Annotated in this window: 22 protein-coding genes; 12 read left to right on the top strand and 10 right to left on the bottom strand. The window is 49.4% G+C overall.

Features of this window, described 5'->3' with window-relative positions; all coding sequences use genetic code 11:
* Positions 1-12: 12 nt before the first annotated feature.
* Positions 13-1,488 (bottom strand): AAA family ATPase, encoded by a 1,476-nt coding sequence (locus tag QEZ41_RS11050; protein WP_289411651.1) that lies wholly within the window; start codon positions 1,486-1,488, stop codon positions 13-15.
* A gap of 89 nt (positions 1,489-1,577) precedes the next feature.
* On the opposite strand from QEZ41_RS11050, the gene QEZ41_RS11045 reads away from it, so the two are divergent.
* Both QEZ41_RS11045 and coq7 read left to right on the top strand, forming a co-directional pair.
* Positions 1,578-1,916, top strand: coding sequence for a histidine triad nucleotide-binding protein (locus QEZ41_RS11045; RefSeq protein WP_289411650.1), 339 nt, complete (start codon positions 1,578-1,580; stop codon positions 1,914-1,916).
* 31 nt (positions 1,917-1,947) lie between these two features.
* Entirely contained in the window at positions 1,948-2,598 is a 651-nt protein-coding gene (coq7, locus tag QEZ41_RS11040; protein WP_289411649.1) for a 2-polyprenyl-3-methyl-6-methoxy-1,4-benzoquinone monooxygenase, read from the top strand.
* A gap of 92 nt (positions 2,599-2,690) precedes the next feature.
* Here coq7 and speD read toward each other — a convergent pair whose 3' ends face one another.
* Positions 2,691-3,494, bottom strand: coding sequence for an adenosylmethionine decarboxylase (speD, locus tag QEZ41_RS11035; protein ID WP_289411648.1), 804 nt, complete (start codon positions 3,492-3,494; stop codon positions 2,691-2,693).
* A 216-nt stretch (positions 3,495-3,710) separates the two neighbouring features.
* The gene (locus QEZ41_RS11030) at positions 3,711-4,133 is read right to left on the bottom strand and encodes an OsmC family protein (protein WP_289411647.1); all 423 of its coding nucleotides are present in this window, start codon (positions 4,131-4,133) and stop codon (positions 3,711-3,713) included.
* Positions 4,134-4,598: 465 nt separating this feature from the next.
* On the opposite strand from QEZ41_RS11030, the gene crp reads away from it, so the two are divergent.
* Positions 4,599-5,243, top strand: a complete 645-nt coding sequence (gene crp / locus QEZ41_RS11025; protein ID WP_289411646.1) for a cAMP-activated global transcriptional regulator CRP — start codon at positions 4,599-4,601, stop codon at positions 5,241-5,243.
* Between the two features lie 49 nt (positions 5,244-5,292).
* On the opposite strand, the gene QEZ41_RS11020 is transcribed toward crp, so the two are convergent.
* Positions 5,293-5,853, bottom strand: coding sequence for a response regulator transcription factor (locus QEZ41_RS11020; protein WP_289411645.1), 561 nt, complete (start codon positions 5,851-5,853; stop codon positions 5,293-5,295).
* Positions 5,854-5,866: 13 nt separating this feature from the next.
* Positions 5,867-7,138, bottom strand: a complete 1,272-nt coding sequence (locus QEZ41_RS11015; protein ID WP_289411644.1) for an ATP-binding protein — start codon at positions 7,136-7,138, stop codon at positions 5,867-5,869.
* 158 nt (positions 7,139-7,296) lie between these two features.
* On the opposite strand from QEZ41_RS11015, the gene QEZ41_RS11010 reads away from it, so the two are divergent.
* Positions 7,297-8,004, top strand: a complete 708-nt coding sequence (locus QEZ41_RS11010; protein WP_289411643.1) for an SIMPL domain-containing protein — start codon at positions 7,297-7,299, stop codon at positions 8,002-8,004.
* Between the two features lie 55 nt (positions 8,005-8,059).
* On the opposite strand, the gene QEZ41_RS11005 is transcribed toward QEZ41_RS11010, so the two are convergent.
* Positions 8,060-9,223 (bottom strand): type III PLP-dependent enzyme, encoded by a 1,164-nt coding sequence (locus QEZ41_RS11005; RefSeq protein ID WP_289411642.1) that lies wholly within the window; start codon positions 9,221-9,223, stop codon positions 8,060-8,062.
* A 456-nt stretch (positions 9,224-9,679) separates the two neighbouring features.
* Here QEZ41_RS11005 and QEZ41_RS11000 point away from each other — a divergent pair, with 456 nt between their 5' ends.
* The 3 genes from QEZ41_RS11000 to QEZ41_RS10990 all read left to right on the top strand — a co-directional run bounded on the left by QEZ41_RS11000 (position 9,680) and on the right by QEZ41_RS10990 (position 12,682).
* Positions 9,680-10,318: a peroxiredoxin gene (locus tag QEZ41_RS11000; RefSeq protein ID WP_289411641.1), complete on the top strand. Its 639-nt coding sequence runs from the start codon at positions 9,680-9,682 to the stop codon at positions 10,316-10,318.
* Between the two features lie 72 nt (positions 10,319-10,390).
* The gene (locus tag QEZ41_RS10995) at positions 10,391-10,975 is read left to right on the top strand and encodes an RBBP9/YdeN family alpha/beta hydrolase (RefSeq protein WP_289411640.1); all 585 of its coding nucleotides are present in this window, start codon (positions 10,391-10,393) and stop codon (positions 10,973-10,975) included.
* A 123-nt stretch (positions 10,976-11,098) separates the two neighbouring features.
* Positions 11,099-12,682 carry a peptide chain release factor 3 gene (locus tag QEZ41_RS10990; protein ID WP_289411639.1) on the top strand — a complete coding sequence of 528 codons (1,584 nt, stop codon included), beginning with the start codon at positions 11,099-11,101 and terminating at the stop codon, positions 12,680-12,682.
* Between the two features lie 12 nt (positions 12,683-12,694).
* Here the strand turns inward: QEZ41_RS10990 and QEZ41_RS10985 are convergent, their stop codons facing one another.
* Together QEZ41_RS10985 and QEZ41_RS10980 are read right to left on the bottom strand one after the other, a co-directional pair.
* Complete coding sequence (locus tag QEZ41_RS10985; protein WP_289411638.1) at positions 12,695-13,504, bottom strand: universal stress protein; 810 nt, start codon at positions 13,502-13,504, stop codon at positions 12,695-12,697.
* A 71-nt stretch (positions 13,505-13,575) separates the two neighbouring features.
* A complete protein-coding gene (locus QEZ41_RS10980; RefSeq protein WP_289411637.1) occupies positions 13,576-14,850 on the bottom strand; it encodes a bifunctional O-acetylhomoserine aminocarboxypropyltransferase/cysteine synthase in 1,275 nt (424 codons plus the stop codon).
* 276 nt (positions 14,851-15,126) lie between these two features.
* On the opposite strand from QEZ41_RS10980, the gene QEZ41_RS10975 reads away from it, so the two are divergent.
* The 5 genes from QEZ41_RS10975 to holA all read left to right on the top strand — a co-directional run bounded on the left by QEZ41_RS10975 (position 15,127) and on the right by holA (position 20,992).
* Positions 15,127-15,660, top strand: coding sequence for a YaeQ family protein (locus tag QEZ41_RS10975; RefSeq protein ID WP_289411636.1), 534 nt, complete (start codon positions 15,127-15,129; stop codon positions 15,658-15,660).
* Between the two features lie 114 nt (positions 15,661-15,774).
* Positions 15,775-16,545, top strand: a complete 771-nt coding sequence (locus tag QEZ41_RS10970; protein WP_289411635.1) for a YdcF family protein — start codon at positions 15,775-15,777, stop codon at positions 16,543-16,545.
* Positions 16,546-16,656: 111 nt separating this feature from the next.
* Positions 16,657-19,275, top strand: a complete 2,619-nt coding sequence (gene leuS, locus QEZ41_RS10965) for a leucine--tRNA ligase (RefSeq protein WP_289411634.1) — start codon at positions 16,657-16,659, stop codon at positions 19,273-19,275.
* A 113-nt stretch (positions 19,276-19,388) separates the two neighbouring features.
* Entirely contained in the window at positions 19,389-19,985 is a 597-nt protein-coding gene (locus QEZ41_RS10960; RefSeq protein ID WP_289411632.1) for an LPS-assembly lipoprotein LptE, read from the top strand.
* Between the two features lie 8 nt (positions 19,986-19,993).
* Positions 19,994-20,992: a DNA polymerase III subunit delta gene (holA, locus tag QEZ41_RS10955; protein WP_289411630.1), complete on the top strand. Its 999-nt coding sequence runs from the start codon at positions 19,994-19,996 to the stop codon at positions 20,990-20,992.
* A gap of 26 nt (positions 20,993-21,018) precedes the next feature.
* Here the strand turns inward: holA and dtd are convergent, their stop codons facing one another.
* On the bottom strand, positions 21,019-21,456 hold the full coding sequence (gene dtd, locus QEZ41_RS10950) for a D-aminoacyl-tRNA deacylase (RefSeq protein WP_289411629.1): 438 nt from the start codon (positions 21,454-21,456) through the stop codon (positions 21,019-21,021).
* Complete coding sequence (locus QEZ41_RS10945) at positions 21,456-22,496, bottom strand: class 1 fructose-bisphosphatase (RefSeq protein WP_289411627.1); 1,041 nt, start codon at positions 22,494-22,496, stop codon at positions 21,456-21,458. The genes dtd and QEZ41_RS10945 overlap by 1 nt, the downstream gene beginning before the upstream one ends.
* Positions 22,497-22,640: the final 144 nt, after the last annotated feature.

Here is a 22,640-nt window from a genome sequence, read left to right as displayed (position 1 = left end):
GTAGTGAATTCATCAGCCTGCATGCACAGTACGATTAGCGGCCCAGTTGCGCAAAGCTGTTAGTTCCTCAGCCATCAATACAGCTAATGGTACTGTACGCTGCAGCATTTCCACGAGCAACTGCTGCCCTACATCCACTTGCCGTGCTTGCGCCGCATACAACGCAGAGACCACCGCTTGTTCAATTTCAGCGCCCGAGTAGCCCTCTGTCAGCATCGCCAGTTCCGGTAGGTTGAAATACTGCAACGCCAGTTCACGCCGCTCAAGGTGAATGCGGAAAATTTCTTCGCGTACTTTAGGCTCTGGTAAATCAACAAAAAATATCTCATCAAAACGACCCTTGCGCATTAGCTCAGGCGGTAAGCGCTTGATTACGTTCGCCGTAGCCACCACAAATACAGGCGTTTTTCGCTCTGCCATCCAGGTTAGTAAGGTGCCTAAAATTCGTTGACTAACCCCGCCATCCAACTCACCGGTAGCCAAACCCTTTTCTAGTTCATCCATCCAGAGCACACAGGGTGACATCCCCTCAGCTAAAGCCAAGGCCTCGCGTAAATTGCGTTCTGTCTCACCAAAAAATTTGTTATACAGCGTGGCGAAATCCAAGCGCAATAAAGGCAAACCCCATAACCCTGCTACGGCTTTGGCTGCCAAACTTTTACCACTACCCTGCGCACCTAGCAGTAACACACCCTTGGGCATATCCTGCATATTATTGGCCATAAACGCAGCCTGACGCTCTGCCAGCCAACGCTTAAGATTAACTAGTCCGCCGACATCAGCAAAACGCGCCACATCGGCTTCATAGGTCAGCACACCTTCCAGTTCCAGCAGCTGAAATTTCGCCTTATTAAGTTCCGGTAAGTCTTCTTGTGTGATAGCACCATCATCACAAATAATGCTACGCGCTAAAATACGCGCATCCGCGTGGCTTAAACCACGCAGGTTTTTAACTACTTGCTGCATTGTTTTACTATCTGAGCGCACACGCACGCCACGATTTTTCTGACTCCAGTTGGCCGCCTCCTCGCGCACAATGGCTAGCAGTTCATCTTCGCTGGGCAATGCTAAGTTAAAACGTGCAGCATAGCGCTGTACTTCAACCGGTAGTTTTAACGCATGGGATACTAAAATTAGCGTTGGCTTATGCACTCCCTCTGCTATCGCAATATCCTTAATTAAACGCACAATCAAAGGGTTATCTTGCCAGTAAGGGTGCAAATCAAAAAAAACGTACATGCCGTCTTGCAAATCAGCTTTTACATAACGCAAAGCCGCTTCCACCTCATGAGCATTTTCTATGCGACTGCCCTTAAAGTCCATTCTGCGCATACCCTCGGTAATTGACCAAACCACCAAGCTAGTTCCGCGCTGCACCGCCACAGAGGTTAGCGTTTCCAACACCCTTAATTCATCCCATGACTCTATAGCTACTAGACGCACCTTTCCATCGAGCACTAACTGCAAGTCTCTGATATCGTTTTTCATTGCTAACATCCTTTTAACTAAACTGTCTGGCTCAAACGGCCATAGGTAGTTAAACTCATTGGGTATTTTATTTGGACAGGGGTAAATTGATGGATTGTTTATTTTGTAAAATTACCGCCGGTGAAATTCCAGCCAAGAAAATTTATGAGGACGAACTCGTTGTAGCTTTTCATGATATCGCGCCGCAAGCTCCGGTACATTTTTTAGTTATCCCCAAAAAACACATCAGCACCTTAAACGATTTAACTGAAGCTGATCGTGAGCTGGCTGGGCATATTTTATACACGGCACAGCGTTTAGCCAACGAACTAGGCTGCGAGCAAGGTTACCGAGTAACGATGAATTGTAACGAGCTTGGCGGGCAAACTGTTTATCATATACACATGCATGTACTGGGTCAGCGTCAGTTGACTTGGCCGCCCGGCTAAATAGCATTTTCAACACAAAAGGTTTTAAGTTATGTCTACACAGCGTCACTACTCTCTGGCCGATCGCTTAACGCAACAAGCCGATGCCTTACTACGCACGCTAATTCCTTCCAGTTGCCAACCAGCGCGCCCCTCACCTGCCCTAGCACATAGCGAGGATACCAGCCTTGATGCTGCAGACAAAAAGCACATCGCAGGCTTAATGCGGGTTAATCATACTGGTGAAGTATGCGCGCAAGCACTTTACCAAGGCCAAGCACTGACCGCGCGCCGCGAAGAAATACGTGAAGCGATGGAACAGGCGGCTGCCGAAGAAATTGACCACTTGGTTTGGTGTGAAGAGCGCCTTAAACAACTGGACAGTCATACCAGCGTGCTCAACCCAATCTTCTATGGTTTATCCTTTGCCATAGGTGCGGGCGCTGGAGCTATTAGCGATAAGATCAGTCTAGGTTTTGTTGCTGCAACCGAAGATCAAGTATGCAAGCATCTGGACGATCATCTCGGTCAAATTCCCATGACCGACGGTAAAAGCCGCGCAATTTTGCAACAAATGCGTATTGATGAAGAGGAGCACTCAACCAATGCCATTGCTGCCGGTGGTTATCGCTTCCCGACACCAGTTAAAGCAGGCATGAGTTTGCTAGCTAAGCTGATGACCGCCTCTACGTACCGTATCTAATACAGCGCCACAAAAAAGCTGCCTAACTCTGCACCAATACAGAGCGTGCGAATATAGGCAGCTTCTTTGTTACTTAACAAAACACTGAAAATTTAACGATTCAGCTTAGGCATATTGCGGCCATAGAAAATCTCGAGCATTTCATGGCGCAGGCGTTCTTCCACATCGCGCCGCTGCTCATAAGAAAGATTCTCCGACGCCTCACCAAACAAATAGTTATCCAGCTCAAAGTCCTTCAACAGCATTTTGGTGTGGAACATATTTTCTTGGTACACGTTCACATCTGTCATTTGATAGTTGGCGCGCGTGTCTTCTGACAAATAGTTCTGGATCGAGTTAATCTCGTGATCAATAAAGTGCTTGCGCCCTTCCACATCGCGGGTAAAACCACGCACGCGGTAATCGATGGTGACAATGTCTGAATCAAACTGGTGGATGAGGTAGTTCAACGCCTTCAAGGGCGAAATGACGCCGCAAGTTGAGACATCAATATCCACGCGGAACGTGGCAATACCGTCAATCGGGTGAATTTCAGGATAGGTATGCACGGTGATATGGCTTTTATCCAAGTGTGCCAAAATTGTTTCCGGCAGCGGGCCAGGCGACTCAGCCATCTGGCTTTCTGTAGGAACAACAGGCTCCTCAGAAATTAGGATGGTCACACTCGCACCCTGAGGGTCATAGTCTTGACGAGCAATGTTTAAAATATTCGCGCCAATAATCTCGACCACATCAGTCAAAATTTGCGTCAGGCGTTCGGCATCATACTCTTCATCGATATAGGCCACATAGGCTTGCTGATCGGCGGGAGTACGCGCATAGCTAATATCGTAGATGTTAAAGCTCAGCGTATTGGTCAGGTTATTAAACCCGTGTAACTTAAGTTTATTGGTCAAAGCTAGACCCTCTTGGTGGTACGGCAAAGCCGCATTATTTCTGCATGCCTGTCAATTGCTGCACTGTATTGGCAGCAGTTGCGTAGGGCGGTTTTCACCTCTTCGCAATTGCGATTCTGGTTGTCGCACCGGGATTGGTGCTATAAAAAGGCGCGCCATTATGCAAAGCATATTGTTTTAGCGCTACCTATATTTTCAATGCACCGGCTTATACCGTTAACCCTGCTCAACAATGCTAAAACTGTGGCTAATTACTACACCCGCACGCCCTAGCATAATGGACGCGGAACAGTATTTTTCTGCCGACAGTTCTACCGCACGCTTTACCGCAGTTTCTTTTAACTGGCTACCGGTGACCACGAAGTGCAAGTCAATTTCAGTAAACACCTTGGGCTCTGTATCAGTACGCTTAGCTTTAATTTCTAGCTCACAGCCACGCACATCTTGGCGTGACTTGCGCAGAATACTCACCACATCAAAGCTGCTGCAACCGCCAAGTCCCATTAACAGCATTTCCATAGGTCGGGCCGCGAGGTTTTTGCCGCCTGCTTCTGGAGGGCCATCCATAATCACCAGATGACCAGAACCTGACTCAGCCATAAAAATCGTATCCTCTACCCACTTAACTCGTGCCTGCATTATTTAATTCTCCCTAAGGAACCTCTGAATAACGTTACCGAGGACGCTAACACAAGGCAAAAACGTGCGAAAAAGCGCAGTTTACACCGAGTAAATGAGCATTTTGAGTACGTTTTTAACGCAGTGGTAGCTACGCAGGTAGTTATTCAGAGGCTTCCTAAATCTAAAAACAACTTAGAATCGCATTTAATTGCCCTACAGCAATACTAAGTATATTGCTTTAGTCTAGCTTAGAGTCTTAACAGCAATTCACATAACTCTATTTTAAAAATACATTTTCTTGACGAAAGCCCTATTTGTATGTCAGATTCGTTTAGTTAAAGTAAATGTAATATTTGAATCTTGACTAGATTTTAGTCCAAGTAAAGACGTAGTACTTCGGAGCATGGTCTACCAATTTCCCAAACTTAAGTTATTGCCTGCCAAAAGCAATTCCTTGCTTGGCTACATTCATTGAGGTTTTGCATGGTCGCTATCAATCTTCCACCAAAAATTAAAAATATCGAAAAGATTCTTGCCCATTGCCACCGCAGACGCTTTGCCAACAAAAGCACAATAATTTATGCCGGTGACCGCAGTGAGTCACTTTTTTTTATTGTGCAAGGTTCTGTTACGATCCTAATTGAGGATGACGAAGGCAAAGAGATGATTATCGCCTACTTAAACCAAGGCGATTTTTTTGGTGAGCTGGGCGTCTTTAATCCCAATAACGTTGAGCTATTACGCAGCGCTTGGGTGCGCGCACGCACCGAGTGCGAAGTTGCAGAAATCAGCTATACCAAATTCAAGGAAATCGCTGCACAAGATCCTGAAATTCTTTACACCTTGGGCCAGCAAATGGCTGAGCGCTTGCGCAACACCACACGTAAAGTCGGTGACCTAGCCTTCCTTGATGTGACTGGGCGTGTCGCTCGTACACTATTAGACTTATGCAAACAGCCTGATGCCATGACCCACCCTGACGGCATGCAAATTAAAATCACACGCCAAGAAATTGGCCGTATTGTCGGTTGCTCAAGAGAGATGGTTGGCCGTGTACTTAAAAACCTTGAAGAGCAAGAACTCGTTCATGTACGCGGAAAAACCATGGTGGTTTTCGGCACTCGCTAAGCCAACCGCATACAAAAAAGGCATAGTTTTCGCTATGCCTTTTTTATTGCTAGCGCTTAACGGGACGTTTTTGTAATTTGCGCTGCAATGTTCGTCTGTGCATACCTAACGCACGCGCCGTAGCAGAAATGTTACCGTCATTTTCATTTAACACCCGCTGAATGTGCTCCCACTGCAAACGGTCCACAGAAATAGGGTTTTCAGGCACCAGATTTTCTATTTCTGCGCGATCAGACAGCAAAGCTACTAACACATCATCTGCATCCGCTGGTTTGCACATATAATTTTGCGCACCTCGCTTAATGGCTTCAACCGCAGTAGCAATACTGGAATAACCCGTCAAAATCAGCACCTTCATTTCCGGGTCTAACTCCAATAGTTTGGGCAGCAACACCAACCCCGAGTCGCCTTCCATTTTTAGATCCAACACCGCATATTCCGGCGAATCCTGCTTCGCCAACATCAAACCCTCGTCTGCAGAGCTAGCGATTGAAACACGTAATCCACGCCTGGTCATCGCACGCGCCATCACGCGCGTAAAGGTGGGATCATCATCCACTAATAGCAAATGCGGATGTTCATCACCATCAAAGAGTATTTCTTCACTCATAACTCACTCCTAATTAAAACAAATCTGTCTGCAAGCGCGGTAAACACAGCTCAGTCAAGGTGCCGCCGCCTTCTTGGTTGTATAACTTAACCGTGCCGCCGGCGCGATTAACGCTGGCTTGACTCAAAAACAAGCCTAAGCCCAAACCTTTACCCTTAGTGGTAATAAAAGGCTTGCCTAGCTGCTCAGCAATTTCTAAGGGCACGCCATCGCCATAATCGCGAATGGTTAAATGAATCCATTGCCTATCCCAAGTTAAACGAATAGATAGGTTTTCCGGGCAAGCATCGGCGGCGTTATTGAGCAAATTTAATAGCGCTTGGGTTAGATCAGCAGGCGGCATTACCTTAGGCACAGCGCCTACACCTTCATAGCTATAGGTATAGTTAGCTTCAGGCCGCATCAGATGCCAGCGGTTTAAGGCTTTTTCAAACCAGTGCACTACCGTCTGCTCTTCTACAGCAAAACGCCGATCTGCTTCAGCGGCGCGCACTAAATTTTGCAGGGTTTCTTTACAGAGCAAAACCTGCTCTTGTAATAGGGCAATATCTTCTTGCAAGCTAGGTTCATGCTTATGTTCTTGGCGTAATTCGGTTAACAGTACACTCATTGTTGATAGTGGTGTACCTAATTCGTGCGCGGCTCCAGCCGCCTGAGTAGCTACCGCAAGCAGTTGCTGATCGCGCATACCCTCTTCGCGTCTTGCCGCACGAAACTCTTCTTGCTCACGCACTGCGGCTGCCATCTTAGTCACAAAAAAGGTTATAAATGCAGCGGATAACGCAAAATTGGCCCACATGCCAAACAAGTGCAAACTGATTAACAGCTCATTAATCTGCTCGCCGACAATATGCAGCGGTCGATACCAAATAAGCAGCGCTGTATAACCTGTCAGCGCCAAGCCACTCAAAAAAGCCGAATAAAACCAAGGCAAAGTAGCCGCGGCAATCGTCAGTGGCACCAAATAATAGGCAACAAAGGGGTTGGTCGAACCGCCTGTGTAATACAACAGTCCGCTATGAATAAGCAGATCAAACGCCAACTGAATTGCAAATTCCAATTCGGTTACCGGCCAAGTGCCGCGCAGTCTGAGCACTGTCAGCACATTCACCGCGACTGACAATGACAACAGCATCACCAACTGTGTCCATGCCAGCGCAAACCAATCATTTAGATAAACAAAACCTAAAGTCCCTGCTTGCGAACAGAACACCACAAGTCGAATTAATACTAACCGCCACAGGTTTTGTTTACTCGCTGAAAGCAAATGGCTAGGTGTTAGCATAGCAGTCCTTCGGATATTAAAAACATTAGCACTCCTAGTGTATAAGAGGTTACCTTGCTAAACATAGGTGCTGCAGCAACTGCGACTCTTAGTCTCAGTTCTGAGGAACCTATTCAGCAAAACCGCCTCATATTGAAAAACTAAATAGAGAGCCAGTTATGTATCAACCAAAAACCATTTTCAATCTCGCGACCTGCTTCACCTTAGCATTGACCGCCAATACAGCATTGGCACAAACCCATTACAACCAAGTTTCTCTGCGCGCGGAAGCCAGTGTTGAAGTGCCGCATGATTTAATGCAGGTTGTGCTATATACCGAAGAGCAGGACAGCGATGCAGCGCGCTTGGCAGAACAGATTACGCAAAAGCTCAATCAAGCGATCGCCCGTAGCAAACAAGCTAGTCAGGTAAAAATCTCCTTGGGAAGCCGGCATAGTCAACCGGTGCATCAGGACAAATCACAGAAAATCATTGCTTGGCGCGAACGCGCTGAACTGCGCCTAGAAAGCACTGATTTTGCACAACTGTCCACATTGACAGGACAGCTGCTACGGGATTTAAATATGGCCAGTATGCGCTTTGCTATTGCCAGCGCAACACGGGTTGAGCATGAAAACCAGCTGCTCAGTGAAGCCATTGATGCCTTTTCCGCCCGCGCCAAACTCACCAGCGCGGCGCTAGGCGGTAAAGATTACAAATTAGTGAATCTTAATTTAAATAGCCAAGGCGGCTATCAACCACCCACGTACCGTTCGGCGATGGTGATGAAAGCGCAAGCCGATGAGTCCTACAGCACGCCAGAGATTGAAGCAGGCACCAGCGAGTTGAAAATGATCGCTGACGGGATGATCGAAGTGATCCATTAAGAAGCCAAGCAGCAACCTTCTTGTTGCATAGAAGGTTGCTGGCGTGGTGCTTAGATTAAATGCAGAACTGTTTTAACGGCGGAAAGCCGTTGAACTCAACTGAGCTATAACTGGTGGTGTACGCACCGGTAGACAACCAGTACAGCCGATCACCGCTGGCTAGGTTAAGCGGCAAACCGTATTTGTAGTTTTCATACATGATGTCCGCGCTGTCGCAGGTCGGCCCAGCAATTATCACATCTTCCAGCTCGCCTTGTTTTTCGGTCCAAATCGGAAACTTAATGGACTCATCCATGGTTTCAATCAGGCCAGAAAACTTACCCACGTCGGTAAACACCCAGCGCTCAATCGCCATACGGGATTTGCGCGATACCAACACCACCTCACTGACCAAAACGCCGGCATTGGCCACCAACGAACGGCCTGGCTCAAGAATGATCTCCGGCATATTGTCGCCAAAGTCTTCCTGTAAAAAACGGGTGATTTCTTCCGCGTAAGCGGTCAACGGGTTGGTTTTGGTCAGATAATTGGCTGGAAAACCACCGCCCAGATTAATCATCTGCAACTCAATACCGTCTTCAGCTTTCAAGCGGGTAAAGATATGTTTGACCTTGCCGATGGCTGCATCCCAAACGCCGATTTCTCGCTGCTGCGAACCCACGTGGAAAGAAATGCCGTAGGGAACCAAACCCAGCTCACGCGCCAGCACTAACAAGTCCATCGCCATATCCGGCTGACAGCCAAACTTGCGTGACAAAGGCCAGTCCGCAGAGCTAGAGCCTTCGGTCAGAATACGTACATAGACTTTTGAGCCCGGCGCGGCTTTGGCAATATTGCGCAAATCTTGCGCTGAGTCGGTAGCGAACATACGCACGCCCTGCTCATAAAAATAGCGCACATCGCGAGCTTTTTTGATGGTGTTGCCGTAACTGACTTGCTCAGGCTTTACACCACAGGCCAATACCTTATCCAGCTCATAGATCGAGGCAATATCAAAGTTTGCACCTTTGTCATTTAACAGCTTAGTAATTTCTACCGCCGGGTTCGCCTTTACCGCATAGTAAATCTTGGCGTAAGGAAAATTGCCTTCCAGCTCATCATAAGCACGGCCGATGGTATCTAGGTCGAGCACGACAAAAGGGGTTTCTTGCTGATCAGCAAAGGCTTTGATTTTCGCAAAAGTTGCGGGTGCGAAGTAGTCTTCCACACGAATGGACATAGCAATTCCTCCGAACAGAACGCCAGATGTAGCTGTGGCCACATGGAACGTCTGTTTTGTAAGTCGAAAAAAGGGGTGAAATAGAACGCTTAATCCGTTTCCCCACTTTGGTTCGCCTACTTCCCAAGGCATGTCGCCGAGGAGTAACAGCGGTAAAACCGCCAACCTCTCGTCGTCAGTACTTGAGCCGGATGGATCGTTTCAGCATGAGCGTTCGCCGCGAACTTTATGGGGTTTACGCTACAAATGCAACAGTGCAGCGTATTGATTTTTCACCGCCTTATTTCCTGCGTTACTGCTGGTACAGCTTAAATCACCCTCAACACTAGCACGTATTACAAGCAGCTGTCTTTGCTTATATTCTATTTAGCTATAAGCAAACAGCTTTATATTCCTTTAAGCATAACCAAGAATAGAGCATAGTAACCCCACTGATTCACGACAGAGGTAATGACAATGAGTATTCAGCTAGGCGATATCGCACCAAACTTTCAGCAAGACTCCAGCGAAGGCTTGATCGACTTTCACGAATGGCTAGGCGATAGCTGGGGCGTATTATTCTCGCATCCAGCCGACTTCACACCTGTGTGCACCACGGAATTAGGCTTTACTGCCAAGCTTAAAGATGAATTTGCGGCGCGCAACGTTAAAGCCATTGCTTTATCCGTTGACCCAGTGGATTCACACCATGAGTGGATTAAGGACATTAACGAAACACAAAACACCGTGGTTAACTTCCCCATTTTAGCCGATGACGATCGTAAGGTTTCTCAGCTGTATGACTTAATTCACCCTAACGCTGATAACACGCTAACGGTTCGCTCGCTCTTTGTTATTGATCCAAATAAAAAAGTGCGCCTGACCATCACTTACCCAGCCAGCACGGGTCGAAACTTCCACGAAATTTTGCGGGTAATCGACTCCCTGCAACTGACTGATAACTACAAAGTTGCCACACCAGCAAACTGGGAAGACGGTGAAGAGGTGGTGATTGTGCCTTCGATTCAGGACAAGGCTGAATTGCAAAAGCGCTTCCCCAAAGGTTATCGCGCCGTGAAGCCTTACTTGCGCCTCACTCCACAACCAAACCGCTAAGCAAGCAAACCGCCTCTCTGCACGCCACCAAAAATTGCCGTGCAGGTGTGGGCACTGCCAAGGAGAGCGCTGATGCGCAATGAAACCCAAGTGCGTTATCTGATTGTACCGGGCTGGCAAGGCTCTTGCGCTGCACACTGGCAGTCTCATTGGCAGCAGGTTTTGCCTGATTGCAGCCGCGTTGAACAGGACGACTGGTTATTGCCGCAGCGTCAGGCATGGATTGATCAGCTTGAGCAAGCAGTTGCCGCTGATTCGCGCCCTGTGGTGCTCATTGCTCATAGTCTGGGCTGTGTAACAATTGCACATTGGGCATTGCAAGCAGCAGCCAAACTTTTGGCACAAGTGCGCGGTGCTTTGTTGGTTGCGCCAGCCGATGTTGAGCGTCAAGACTGTCCTGCTGCTCTGCTTAACTTTGCGCCTATGCCCACCCAGCGCCTGCCATTTCCTAGCCTACTCGTAGGCTCTACCAACGATCATGCAGCAGATGCTCAGCGCGCCCTGCTATTTGCTGAGCACTGGGGCAGTGCCGCGGTAATTTTGCCCAACGTGGGACACATCAACGTGCAGTCCGGCCATCATCGTTGGGAGCAGGGTTTTGCTTGGCTGTACCAACTGCAAGAGCATCGCGCCCAGCCTTTACAGCACTCAGCATAAGCAGTGAATCACTCTCAGTATTAGCCTTTGACAAAGTCTCTGCGCAAGCCTGTATGCGTCAACGGCCTAAAGCCGTTATAATGCGCGGCTATTTTCACTGGTTAAATTTAGAGTCCACCCTATATGAGTCGATATGCTGCTGAGGTTGCCAAACGCCGTACGTTTGCCATTATTTCCCACCCGGATGCCGGTAAAACCACCATTACCGAGCGCCTGCTGTTAATGGGGCAAGCCATCAGCGTAGCTGGTACGGTTAAATCACGCAAATCCGACCGTCACGCCACCTCAGACTGGATGGCTATGGAACAGCAGCGTGGTATCTCTATTACCACCTCAGTGATGCAATTCCCTTATCGCGAGCACATGATCAACCTGCTCGACACCCCCGGCCACGAAGACTTCTCGGAAGACACCTACCGCACGCTTACTGCGGTAGACAGTGCGCTGATGATGATCGACGGCGGTAAAGGGGTAGAGCCACGTACAATCGCTTTGATGAATGTGTGTCGCCTGCGTGACACGCCCATTATCAGCTTTGTCAACAAAATGGACCGCGACATCCGCGACCCCATTGAGTTGCTGGATGAGATTGAAGAAGTCCTTAATATTAAAGCTGCGCCTATTACTTGGCCGATTGGCTGCTACCGTGAATTTAAAGGCGTCTACCACCTCGCCGACGACAGTATATATGTCTATACCGCCGGTCATGGTCACGAGCGTACTGAAGAAAAAATCATTCAAGGACTGGACAGTACTGAGGCGCGCGCACTGCTGGGCGATCGCTACGATGACTATGTAGAAGAGTTAGAGCTGGTACAGGGTGCCTGTCATCTGTTCGACCACGATGCTTACTTACGCGGTGAAATGACTCCTGTGTTTTTTGGTACGGCGCTGGGCAACTTCGGTGTGAACCATGTGCTCGATGCTTTTGTTAATTGGGCACCAGCACCGCTCTCCCGCATGACGCAAGAGCGCGAAGTACTGCCTTCTGAGGAAGTATTTAGCGGCTTCGTATTTAAAATTCAGGCCAATATGGACCCACGCCACCGTGACCGTATTGCCTTTATGCGCGTTTGCTCGGGCAAATACGAGCAAGGCATGAAGATGCGCCATGTGCGCATTAAAAAAGACATCAAGATTTCTGATGCCCTAACCTTTTTCTCCAGCGACCGCGAACGCCTTGAAGATGCTTATGCGGGCGATATTATTGGCTTGCACAACCATGGCACCATTCAAATTGGTGATACCTTCAGTGCCGGTGAAGAGATGAACTTTATTGGCATTCCGCACTTTGCGCCAGAACTGTTCCGCCGTGTACGCTTAAAAGATCCACTCAAATCCAAGCAGTTACGCCAGGGCTTACAGCAGCTTGCTGAAGAAGGCGCCACACAGGTATTTTTCCCCAAGCGCAGCAACGATATTATTCTCGGCGCGGTGGGTGTTCTACAGTTTGATGTGGTTGCTAGCCGCCTAAAAGAAGAATACAAAGTCGAGTGTTTGTACGAACCCATCAACGTCTATTCGGCACGCTGGGTAACCAGTGATAACAAGAAAAAACTAGATGAGTTTATGGATAAGGCCCACGAGCACCTATCCATTGACGGTGGCGGGCACTTAACCTATCTAGCGCCCACTCGCGTTAACCTTAATCTGATGGAAGAGCGCTGGCCGGATATAGAATTCCACGCCACCCGTGAGCACCATTAACAAAGCGCCAAGTTAGCGCACCAGTAACACATCACAAGGCGGATGCTCAAGAAAATACTGCGCTAAGCTACCCAGCAGTACGTCCGCCAACACTCCACGACCATGCTTACCTACAGCCAAAAGCTGTGGTTTTTGTTGCGCGAGAATTTCGCTTAAGCAGCTGTGTAGCTCACCCTGATGCAACGCATGGCTAATCGCTGGACCCTGCGCTGGCATTTTCTTTTGCTCATCCACAATCAGCTGGGCAAACAGTTCTTCCTGCCATTCATGCTCGTCCGTATCACAGGCATGCATGTGCGCATGCTCTAAAATATGTACTGCATGGATAGTCGCTGATTCAGGTAGCAAGGCATAAGCGGCATGCAGCGCATTACAAGCACAGCGGGAGAAATCCATCGGCACCAAAGCCTGTTGGTACACCGCAGGCTCTGCGCTGACGGCTAACAAAACCGGCGCTGAACTGCGCTGTAAGACACGTTCCAACGTCGTACCGGTAAAATACTGCGGCGAGTCCTGATGATGATCACCCATCACTAGCAAATCAACCGAGCGGGCACGCTGTTGCGCCACTATGCTTTGCGCTGGACGACCAATGACCACAATTAGCTCCGCCTGAGCGTTCAGTCGGCTAATTTGTTGCCCGATAAGTTCTTCTGCGGCAGCTTGGTTTTGCTTGAGTACCGCGGGCGGGAGATGACCTTCCATTACATGCAAAATAGTCAGCCGTGCACCATGTTGCTGAGCCAAATGCCACGCTCGCTGCAAAGCAATATGCGCATGCTCACTCAAGTCATGCGCCACCATAATATGCTTAATTGCCATTACTTAATTCACCTTAATACGCGTAAAGCTCAGCGCACGGGACAACCCCATACGCTGCGCTCATAAGCTAATTACTTAGCCACCTCAAGCGCTTGGCTCAGGTCGGCTAAAATATCATCGATGTGTTCAATACCAATGGATAAGCGCACTAAGTCAGCGCTCACACCCGCTGTTGCCATTTCTTCAGACGACAGCTGACGGTGCGTTGTACTGGCTGGGTGACAAGCTAAACTTTTCGCATCACCAATATTCACTAAGCGGTAAATCATTTGCAGGGCATCAATAAAGCGTGCACCCGCCGCCTCGCCACCTTTAATACCAAAACACAGAATGGCCGAAGGCTTACCGCCGTAGTACTTTTTCGCCAACTCATGCTCAGGATGATCCGGTAATCCTGCGTAGTTAACCCACTCTACCTGTGGGTGGGCGGCTAAAAACTCAGCAACCTTTTGCGCGTTCTCACAGTGACGCTCCATACGCAGCGCTAAGGTTTCCAAGCCCTGCATAATTAAAAAGGCATTAAAAGGCGACAAAGCAGCGCCCATATTACGCAAAGGCACTACACGGCAACGGCCGATAAAGGCCGCCGGACCAAAGGCTTCCGTATACACCACGCCATGGTAAGACGCGTCGGGCGTATTAAGCAGCGGGAAACGCTCTTTGTGTTCTGCCCAAGGGAATTTACCTGAGTCCACAATAGCACCTGCTAAGGTCGTGCCATGACCGCCAATGTATTTGGTCAGTGCATGAACCACGATATCTGCGCCATACTCAATCGGACGACACAATGCGGGTGAGGCTACCGTGTTGTCTACAATTAACGGCACACCATGACGGTGCGCTGCTGCAGCCAAAGCCTCAATATCCACTAAACTTCCGGATGGGTTACCAATGCTTTCACAGAATACAGCTTTAGTGTTTTCATCAATCAAGCTTTCCAATGCGGCAATGTCATCATGCGGTGCAAAACGCACCTCAATACCTTGGCGCGGGAAGGTATGTGCAAATAGGTTATAGGTACCGCCATACAGCTTAGCGACCGAAACAATATTGTCGCCCACCTGAGCAATAGCCTGAATACTCATAGTGATCGCTGCCATACCGGAAGCGACCGCCAGTGCTGCTACACCGCCCTCAACCGCTGCCACACGCTGCTCTAACACATCATTGGTGGGGTTGGTAATGCGAGTATAAATATTACCAGGCACCTTAAGGTTAAACAAATCAGCGCCGTGCTGAGTGTCATCAAAGGTGTAGGAGGTGGTTTGATAAATAGGAACTGCAGCGGATTTAGTGGTGGGGTCAGATTTGTAGCCAGCATGAATCGCAAGGGTTTCTAATTTCATAAGACTTTCTCAGTGCGTAGGGTGTTAAAGTGAAGCCGTCAAGCATGCCTAGACCCGCGCTATGGGTCAAGTAAACAGCCATTGTCTTTAGCTCTATACGCTTAACGCATTTCAGCAGTGTTACGTGTTTTGTAGAACACACTTACTGTGTTGTTCTAAGTATTTATCACCCAAATTTCGGGCTCCAACACATTGATTCTGCCTTGATTTGTGTAACACCTGACAGGGCTGCTCTTTTTGTTATGATGCACGACTTAATTATCTGAGATTACTCTTATGGCCACCAAGCCGACCATCTATAAGCTGCATATCGCTCTCTCTGACTTCAACCGCGACTATTATGACTCTGCCCATCTCACTGCTGCCCTACACCCATCGGAAACCCTCGAACGGATGATGGTAAGAGTGGTGGCCTACTGCTTAAACGCGCAGGAGCATATTACCTTTACCAAAGGTCTCTCAATGGTCGAAGAGCCTGATATCTGGGTGAAGACGCTTGATGACCAGATTGCGTTATGGGTTGACGTAGGCGAGCCAACAGCCGATCGCATAAAAAAAGCCAGTCGCATTGCTACTGGGGTTAAGGTGTATAGCTTCAATAGTAAATCCAATGTTTGGTGGGAACAGAACAAGAACAAGCTGCACCCCTTTAAAAATGTGCAGTTTTACCAATTTGACTGGCAGCAAATTCAAACCCTCGCCTCACTGACTGAGCGCACCATGAACTGGTCGCTCAGCATTAGCGGCGATACGGTTTATATTGCCGCCGAAAACCAGACCTGTGAGTTAGTGATAAAAGAGCTCATTTAGTAGTTTAGATTTTGAAAATAACGGCCAGCCATAACTACCTAATAAATCCCGAATAGTGTTGCACACGAGCATTCAGGTAGAATACGCAGACGATACATCTTTAGGAACAGATTGATGACATGGCGTTACATTATTAAGCAGCTGGGCTTTCCACCATCGGGACTCATACTTCTTTTTTTACTGAGCTGGATGCTGCGCAAACATCTGCCACGCTTAGCGAGTTTTATTTTCCTGCTTACCCTGACAGCTTTTTACGTGCTGAGCATTCCGTCGAGCGTCGAGCATTTCGCGCGCCATATAGAAACCGAAGCCGCGCTGACTGCTGAACAATTAGAGCAGCTCGATCAGCACGCCGATGTGATTGTGGTGCTGGGTGGCGGGCGCGAACTGGCTGATGACGCTTGGGGATCTGACCAGCCATCGTTGTTTGCTCAACAACGTTTACGCTATGCCTCACGCCTGGCTAAAACTTCTGAACTACCGATTTTAATCAGCGGCGGTCTGCACTTCGGCCAGCCACCTAGTGAGGCGCAAATTGGCAGTGAGACGCTAGCCATTGATTTCAACATTGAAACCCATTGGCTAGAAGGCGAAAGCCGCACCACTTGGGAAAACGCATTATACAGCGCCAAAACACTGCAGCCGTTGGGCATTAAAAAAATCGTCCTCGTGACCGATGCTTGGCATATGCCGCGTGCCCGCTGGAGCTTTGAGCAGCATGGTTTTGAAGTAATCAGCGCGCCGATGGGTTTTTTCAGCGTGCCGCACCAAAGACCCGCTTTTGGACTACTGCCTGAAAGCAAAGCATTTTGGCAAAATTCGCTGCTGCTCAATGAATGGGTTGGGCAAAAACTTTACCTGCACCAATTTCTAAAAAACAATTAAGCGCCCGCACCATACCAAGGCATCCCAGAACCACTGTATTTCCCTCAGACCCCTTGGTTAATGTATGCTAGGCAAATTCTTTTTGGCCACTTTAAGCACATAAAACATATCATGCAAGAACAGTATTTACCTCGCGACATCGAAACTTCAGCTCAGCAGTACTGGGCCGAAAACAAATCATTTGAAGTCACCGAACAGCCCGGCAAAGAAACCTTTTATTGCCTGTCCATGTTCCCCTACCCCAGTGGCCGCCTGCATATGGGGCATGTGCGTAACTACACCATTGGCGATGTGATCAGCCGTTACCAGCGCATGCTGGGTAAAAACGTGATGCAGCCTATGGGTTGGGATGCTTTCGGTATGCCGGCAGAAAACGCCGCGATTCAAAACAAAGTCGCGCCAGCTGCCTGGACTTACCAAAATATTGACTACATGAAAGCGCAGTTCAACCAATTGGGTTTGGCGCTAGATTGGTCACGAGAGCTCACCACCTGCAAGCCGGACTACTACCGTTGGGAGCAATGGCTGTTCACACGCCTGTATAAGAAAGGCATTATTTATCAGAAAAAAGGCACGGTGAACTGGGACCCCGTCGATAACACGGTGCTAGCCAACGAGCAGGTGATCGAAGGGCGCGGCTGGCGTTCCGGAGCCTTGGTGGAAAAGCGCGAAATCCCCATGTACTACTTCAAGATCACCGCTTACGCCGAAGAACTGCTCAGCAGCCTAGACCAGCTGGACGGCTGGCCCGAGCAGGTCAAGACCATGCAGCGCAACTGGATCGGCAAAAGCTTTGGTGCCGATATCGTCTTTGATTACGACGCAGACAGCGTCGGCATCGACGGCCAGCTGCGTGTCTACTCCACCCGCCCCGATACCCTGATGGGCGCCACTTACGTCGCCGTCGCTGCCGAGCACCCTTTAGCGCAACGTGCAGCCAAAACCAATCCAGACATCGCCGCCTTTATTACCGAGTGCCAAACCAGCTCCACCGCAGAAGCGGACATGGCAACCATGGTGAAAAAAGGCATGCCCACTGGGCAGTTTGTGATTCACCCGCTCACAGGCGATAAACTCGCCGTTTATGTCGCCAACTATGTCCTCTGGGGTTATGGCGAAGGCGCGGTCATGGCGGTTCCCGCCCACGATGAGCGTGACTTTGAATTTGCTAATCAGTATCAGCTACCGATTGTGCAGGTATTCCGCTCCACCAACCCTGAGCTGCAATTTAGCAGCAGCCAGTGGCAAGACTGGTACGCGGATAAAACTGGTGTCGTCACCGTTAACAGTGGCAAGTATGACAACCTAGACTTCCAAGCTGCTTTTGACGCCATTGTTGCGGATTTAGAAGCCAATAACAGCGGTGAGCGCAAAACCCAATTCCGTCTGCGCGATTGGGGCATTAGCCGCCAGCGTTACTGGGGCTGTCCCATTCCGATTATTCATTGCCCCAGCTGTGGCGATGTGCCGGTGCCTGAAGATCAGCTGCCTGTGGTGTTACCCGAAAACGTCATCCCTGATGGCAGCGGTAATCCCTTGGCGAAAATGCCGGAGTTTTACCAGTGCCAGTGCCCCAACTGTGGCGCTGATGCCCGCCGTGAAACCGACACCATGGACACCTTTGTTGAGTCCTCATGGTACTACGCCCGTTACGCCTCACCGCAAAGCAAGCACAGCCTGGTCGATAAAGACGCTGCCAACCACTGGCTGCCGGTTGATCAGTATATTGGCGGGATTGAACACGCGATTTTGCACCTATTATATGCGCGCTTCTTCCACAAACTGATGCGCGACGAAGGCTTGCTCGACAGCGATGAGCCTTTCACCAACCTGCTTACACAAGGCATGGTGATTGCTGATACCTATTACCGCCTGCAGCCCAACGGCGCACGCGTGTGGTACAACCCAGACGAGGTGGAGGTCACCTACGATGCCAAAGGCAAAGCCACGGGCGCAGTCCTGAAAAGTGATGGCGAGCCAGTGGTCATCGGTGGCACCGAGAAAATGTCCAAGTCAAAAAATAACGGTGTGGACCCGCAAATCATGATCGATCAGTACGGCGCGGACACCTGCCGCCTGTTTATGATGTTTGCCGCACCGCCGGAAATGAGCTTGGAATGGTCTGACACTGGCGTGGAAGGCGGTAGCCGTTTTCTGCGTCGGGTGTGGCGCTTAACCCACAAGCATGTCAGCCAGGGTTTGGGCGGCGCGCTCGATACCAGCAACCTGACAGGTGAGCAAAAAGAGTTACGCCGCGCGATTCATGCAGCGATTGAACATGCCAGTCGTGATATCAGCGAACACCACAAGTTCAACACCGCCATTGCGCAAGTGATGAGCCTGATGAACGCGCTGGAAAAAGCCCCGCACGCCAGCGAGCAAGACCGTGCGCTGCTGCAAGAGGGACTGGAAACCGTGGCGCTCTTGCTAGCCCCTATTACTCCGCATATTTGCCATGCAATCTGGCAAGCGCTGGGACACAGCACACCTATTATTGACGCCCGCTGGCCAGTGGCCGACAAAACGGCCTTAGTGCAAGACAGTTTAACGCTGGTAGTACAGGTCAACGGTAAGTTGCGCGGGCATATTGAAGTGCCTGCTAGCGCCAGTCGTGAAGAGATCGAAGAGCGCGCGCGCAATAACGAAAACGTGCAACGCTTCACCGAAGGCCTGACCGTAGGTAAAGTCATTGTGGTACCCGGAAAACTGGTTAATATAGTGGCTAACTAGTCAATTGTAGTTAATTTAGAACCTGTTATTTGCACGAGTCGTCCACCTCAGTCACAAGACGCCACTCCTGCAAATAACACTCATTTTTTACTCCTCAACACTCTAGGTACTCTATGCGCATCCAACACTTAGCCACCATAGCGCTCACCCTTCTGCTTACCGCCTGCGGTTTTCATCTGCGCGGCATGGGTAGTTTTGATTTTGCATTGCAAGAACTGCAGTTTAAGTCCGCAGACAGTCGCGCACCGCTGGCCAAAGCCTTAGAGTCGCGCCTTGAAGCTCAGGGTGTTGAACTAAACGCAACAGCACCTTTCACGCTTTATTTGCAGCGTGAGCAACATACACAACGCGTGGTCAGCTATACCGCTGGTACACGCAGTGCTGAACACATGCTCACCAGCTCGGTTGACTACGCTATTCGTGCTGGCGACTTGCCTGATTTAATGACCGGCACCGCCGAAGTACAGCGCGTTTTATCCTTTAACCAAAACCATGTTTCCGCCTCCAACGAAGAAGCAACGCTGTTACGCAACGAAATGCGTAATGAGCTAGTTATGCAGCTGATGATGCGCTTGCAAGCCATCAAACCTGAACAGCTCGAAGCACTAAGAACCACCGCACAGGCACGAGCCGATGCAGACGCTGAGGCAAAACAGCAAGAACTAGATCGCTTGCAACAAGAGCTAAATCTTGAACCCTTAGCCAATTAAATTAGCCCATGCGCCTTTATCCAGAAAAACTAAGCGGGCAGTTAAAAAAACAATTACTGCCCGTTTACCTCATCAGCAGCGACGACCCTTTGCTGCAACAAGAGGCCAGCGATACCGTGCGCCAAGCCTGCCGCGCGCAGGGCTATACAGAACGACAGGTTTTTAGCGTTGAGCGCAGCTTTAACTGGAACCAGCTACGCGAGGCCAGCGCTACACTGTCACTCTTTGCCGAAAAGCGCATTTTAGAAGTACGCATCCCTTCCGGCAAACCCGGCGACCAAGGCGCTCTTGTGCTGCAAGAGTACTTAGCACGACCTGCAGAAGATACTGTGCTGCTGATTAGCCTGCCGCGTTTAGATGGCAACACACTACGAACCAAGTGGGCCAAAGCCCTACAAGACAGCCCACTCTGCGGCTTTGTGCAAATCCCAGTGATTACCCCAGAACAGCTTCCGCAATGGCTTAACCAGCGCCTAAAACAAAAAGGCTTGAGTGCTGACACAGAGGTTTTAGAACTGATCAGCGACCGCGTTGAAGGAAACTTACTGGCCGCCGCGCAGGAAATTGAAAAGCTCACTTTACTTACCGATGCCAAGCATTTGGATAGCGCCACGGTGCAAAATGCAATTGCCGACAGCGCCCGTTATGATATTTTCACCCTTGTGGATGCGGCTTTGGCAAGTGACACCCCGCGCAGTTTGCGTATCCTTAGCGGTCTGCGCGCCGAGGGCAATGAAGTGCCGGTTATCTTATGGGCCTTAGCACGAGATATTCGTCAACTCAGCTTGTTTGCGGCGCAAATTGAGCAAGGCCAATCTATGCAGCAAGTGACCAATAGAGTCTGGCCTGCTTCACGCAAGCCCATTATCCAAAAAGCCTTACAACGTCATCCAGCCCAGCATTGGCAAAAGCTACTGCAAGATGCGCAGCTTATTGATGAGCAAGCCAAAGGCCAAGCACCGGGCAGTGCTTGGTTAAGCTTAGAGCAGCTGTTGTTAAAGTTTTAGGGTGTAGGCAAAAGAAAATTCGCCGTTCAGACTTCCAGCAAGAAAGTGACCGGTCCATCATTGGTTAAACTGACTTGCATATTGGCACCAAACTCACCTGTTTCGATATGAGCGTGTGCCGCTTTCGCCATAGTCACTAACTCAGCAAACAAACGCTCTGCTTGCTCAGGTGCTGCTGCCGTAGAAAACCCAGGACGCAAGCCGCTGCCTGTATCAGCCGCCAAGGTAAACTGAGAAACCAGCAACACACCACCTTGAATATCTTTGACTGATAAATTCATTCGCCCTTGTTCATCAGCAAACACACGGTAATTAAACAGTTTTTTGAGCATTTTTTGCAATTGCTCAGTACCGTCTTGCGGCTCTATACCCACCAGCACCAACAGTCCTTGGTCTATTTCACCCACCACGCGCCCAGCTACCTCTACTTTGGCGCTGGACACGCGTTGCAGCAAAGCTTTCATTACTTAATGAGATCCGGGTTTTCCGGTGCCCACTCAAGGTGGTACTGGGTAATGCGCTCCACTTCTTCTTTAGAGCCCATGTAAACCGCTACGCGCTCATGCAAAGTGCTAGGCTCAATGTCCATAATGCGCTCATAGCCGTTTGTAGCTGCACCACCGGCCTGCTCGACAATCATCGCCATAGGGTTAGCTTCGTACATCAAGCGCAATTTACCGGGCTTATCTGGCTCACGCTTATCCCACGGATACATAAATATACCACCGCGCACCAAAATACGGTGCACATCAGTAACCATGGCGGCAATCCAGCGCATATTGTAGTTTTTTCCTAGCGGCCCTTCTTCACCGGCACGCATTTCATCCACATAGCGTTTCACCGGCGGTTGCCAATGACGCTCGTTCGACATATTCAAGGCAAACTCTGCAGTTTGCTCAGGAATTTGCATATTGTCGTGGGTCAGAATAAACGAGCCCAACTCGGTATCTAGCGTAAAACCTTTAACGCCATTACCAAGCGTTAGTACCAGCATGGTTTGTGGTCCATAGATGGCATAACCGGCGGCGACTTGCTTCGAGCCTGACTGCAAAAACGCGTCATCTGCCAAGTCACCACAAATATCTTCACGCTCTGGACAGGTAAGTACCGAGAAGATGGTTCCTACAGAGACGTTCACATCAATGTTGCTCGAACCATCCAGTGGGTCAAACACCAGCAAGTAAGAGCCTTTAGGGAAACAACCGGGAATCTGATACGGCTCATCCATTTCTTCAGAAGCCATAGCAGCCAAGTGACCGCCCCACTCGTTAGCTTCCAACAGAATCTCATTGGACAGCACATCGAGTTTTTTCTGTATTTCACCCTGAATGTTTTCCGAGGTCAGACTACCCAGTACTCCACCCAGCGCACCCTTAGATACTTGGTGGTTAATCATTTTACAGGCGCGCGCAACAACCTCGATCAAAAAACGTAATTCAGCGGGTGTTTGGTGCGAGCGTGTTTGCTCAATAAGAAAACGACTTAGACTTGTGCGAGAAGACATAACCGGCCTCAGTGTGAAAAATTGTGCTGACAGTTTAACGCTTTAGTAAATATTTTGCTGCTTTTAGATCGCTGCATGCCCTACATAAACACAGAGAAGTCTCATTTTTACTACTCAGCCTGTGAACCAATGCCTATTATTGAA

The organism is Thiopseudomonas acetoxidans, assembly GCF_030362935.1.
In the GTDB taxonomy this organism is placed as follows: domain Bacteria; phylum Pseudomonadota; class Gammaproteobacteria; order Pseudomonadales; family Pseudomonadaceae; genus Thiopseudomonas; species Thiopseudomonas acetoxidans.
Note: the sequence above shows the minus strand (reverse complement) of the source record. Positions and strands in the feature narration are given on the sequence as shown.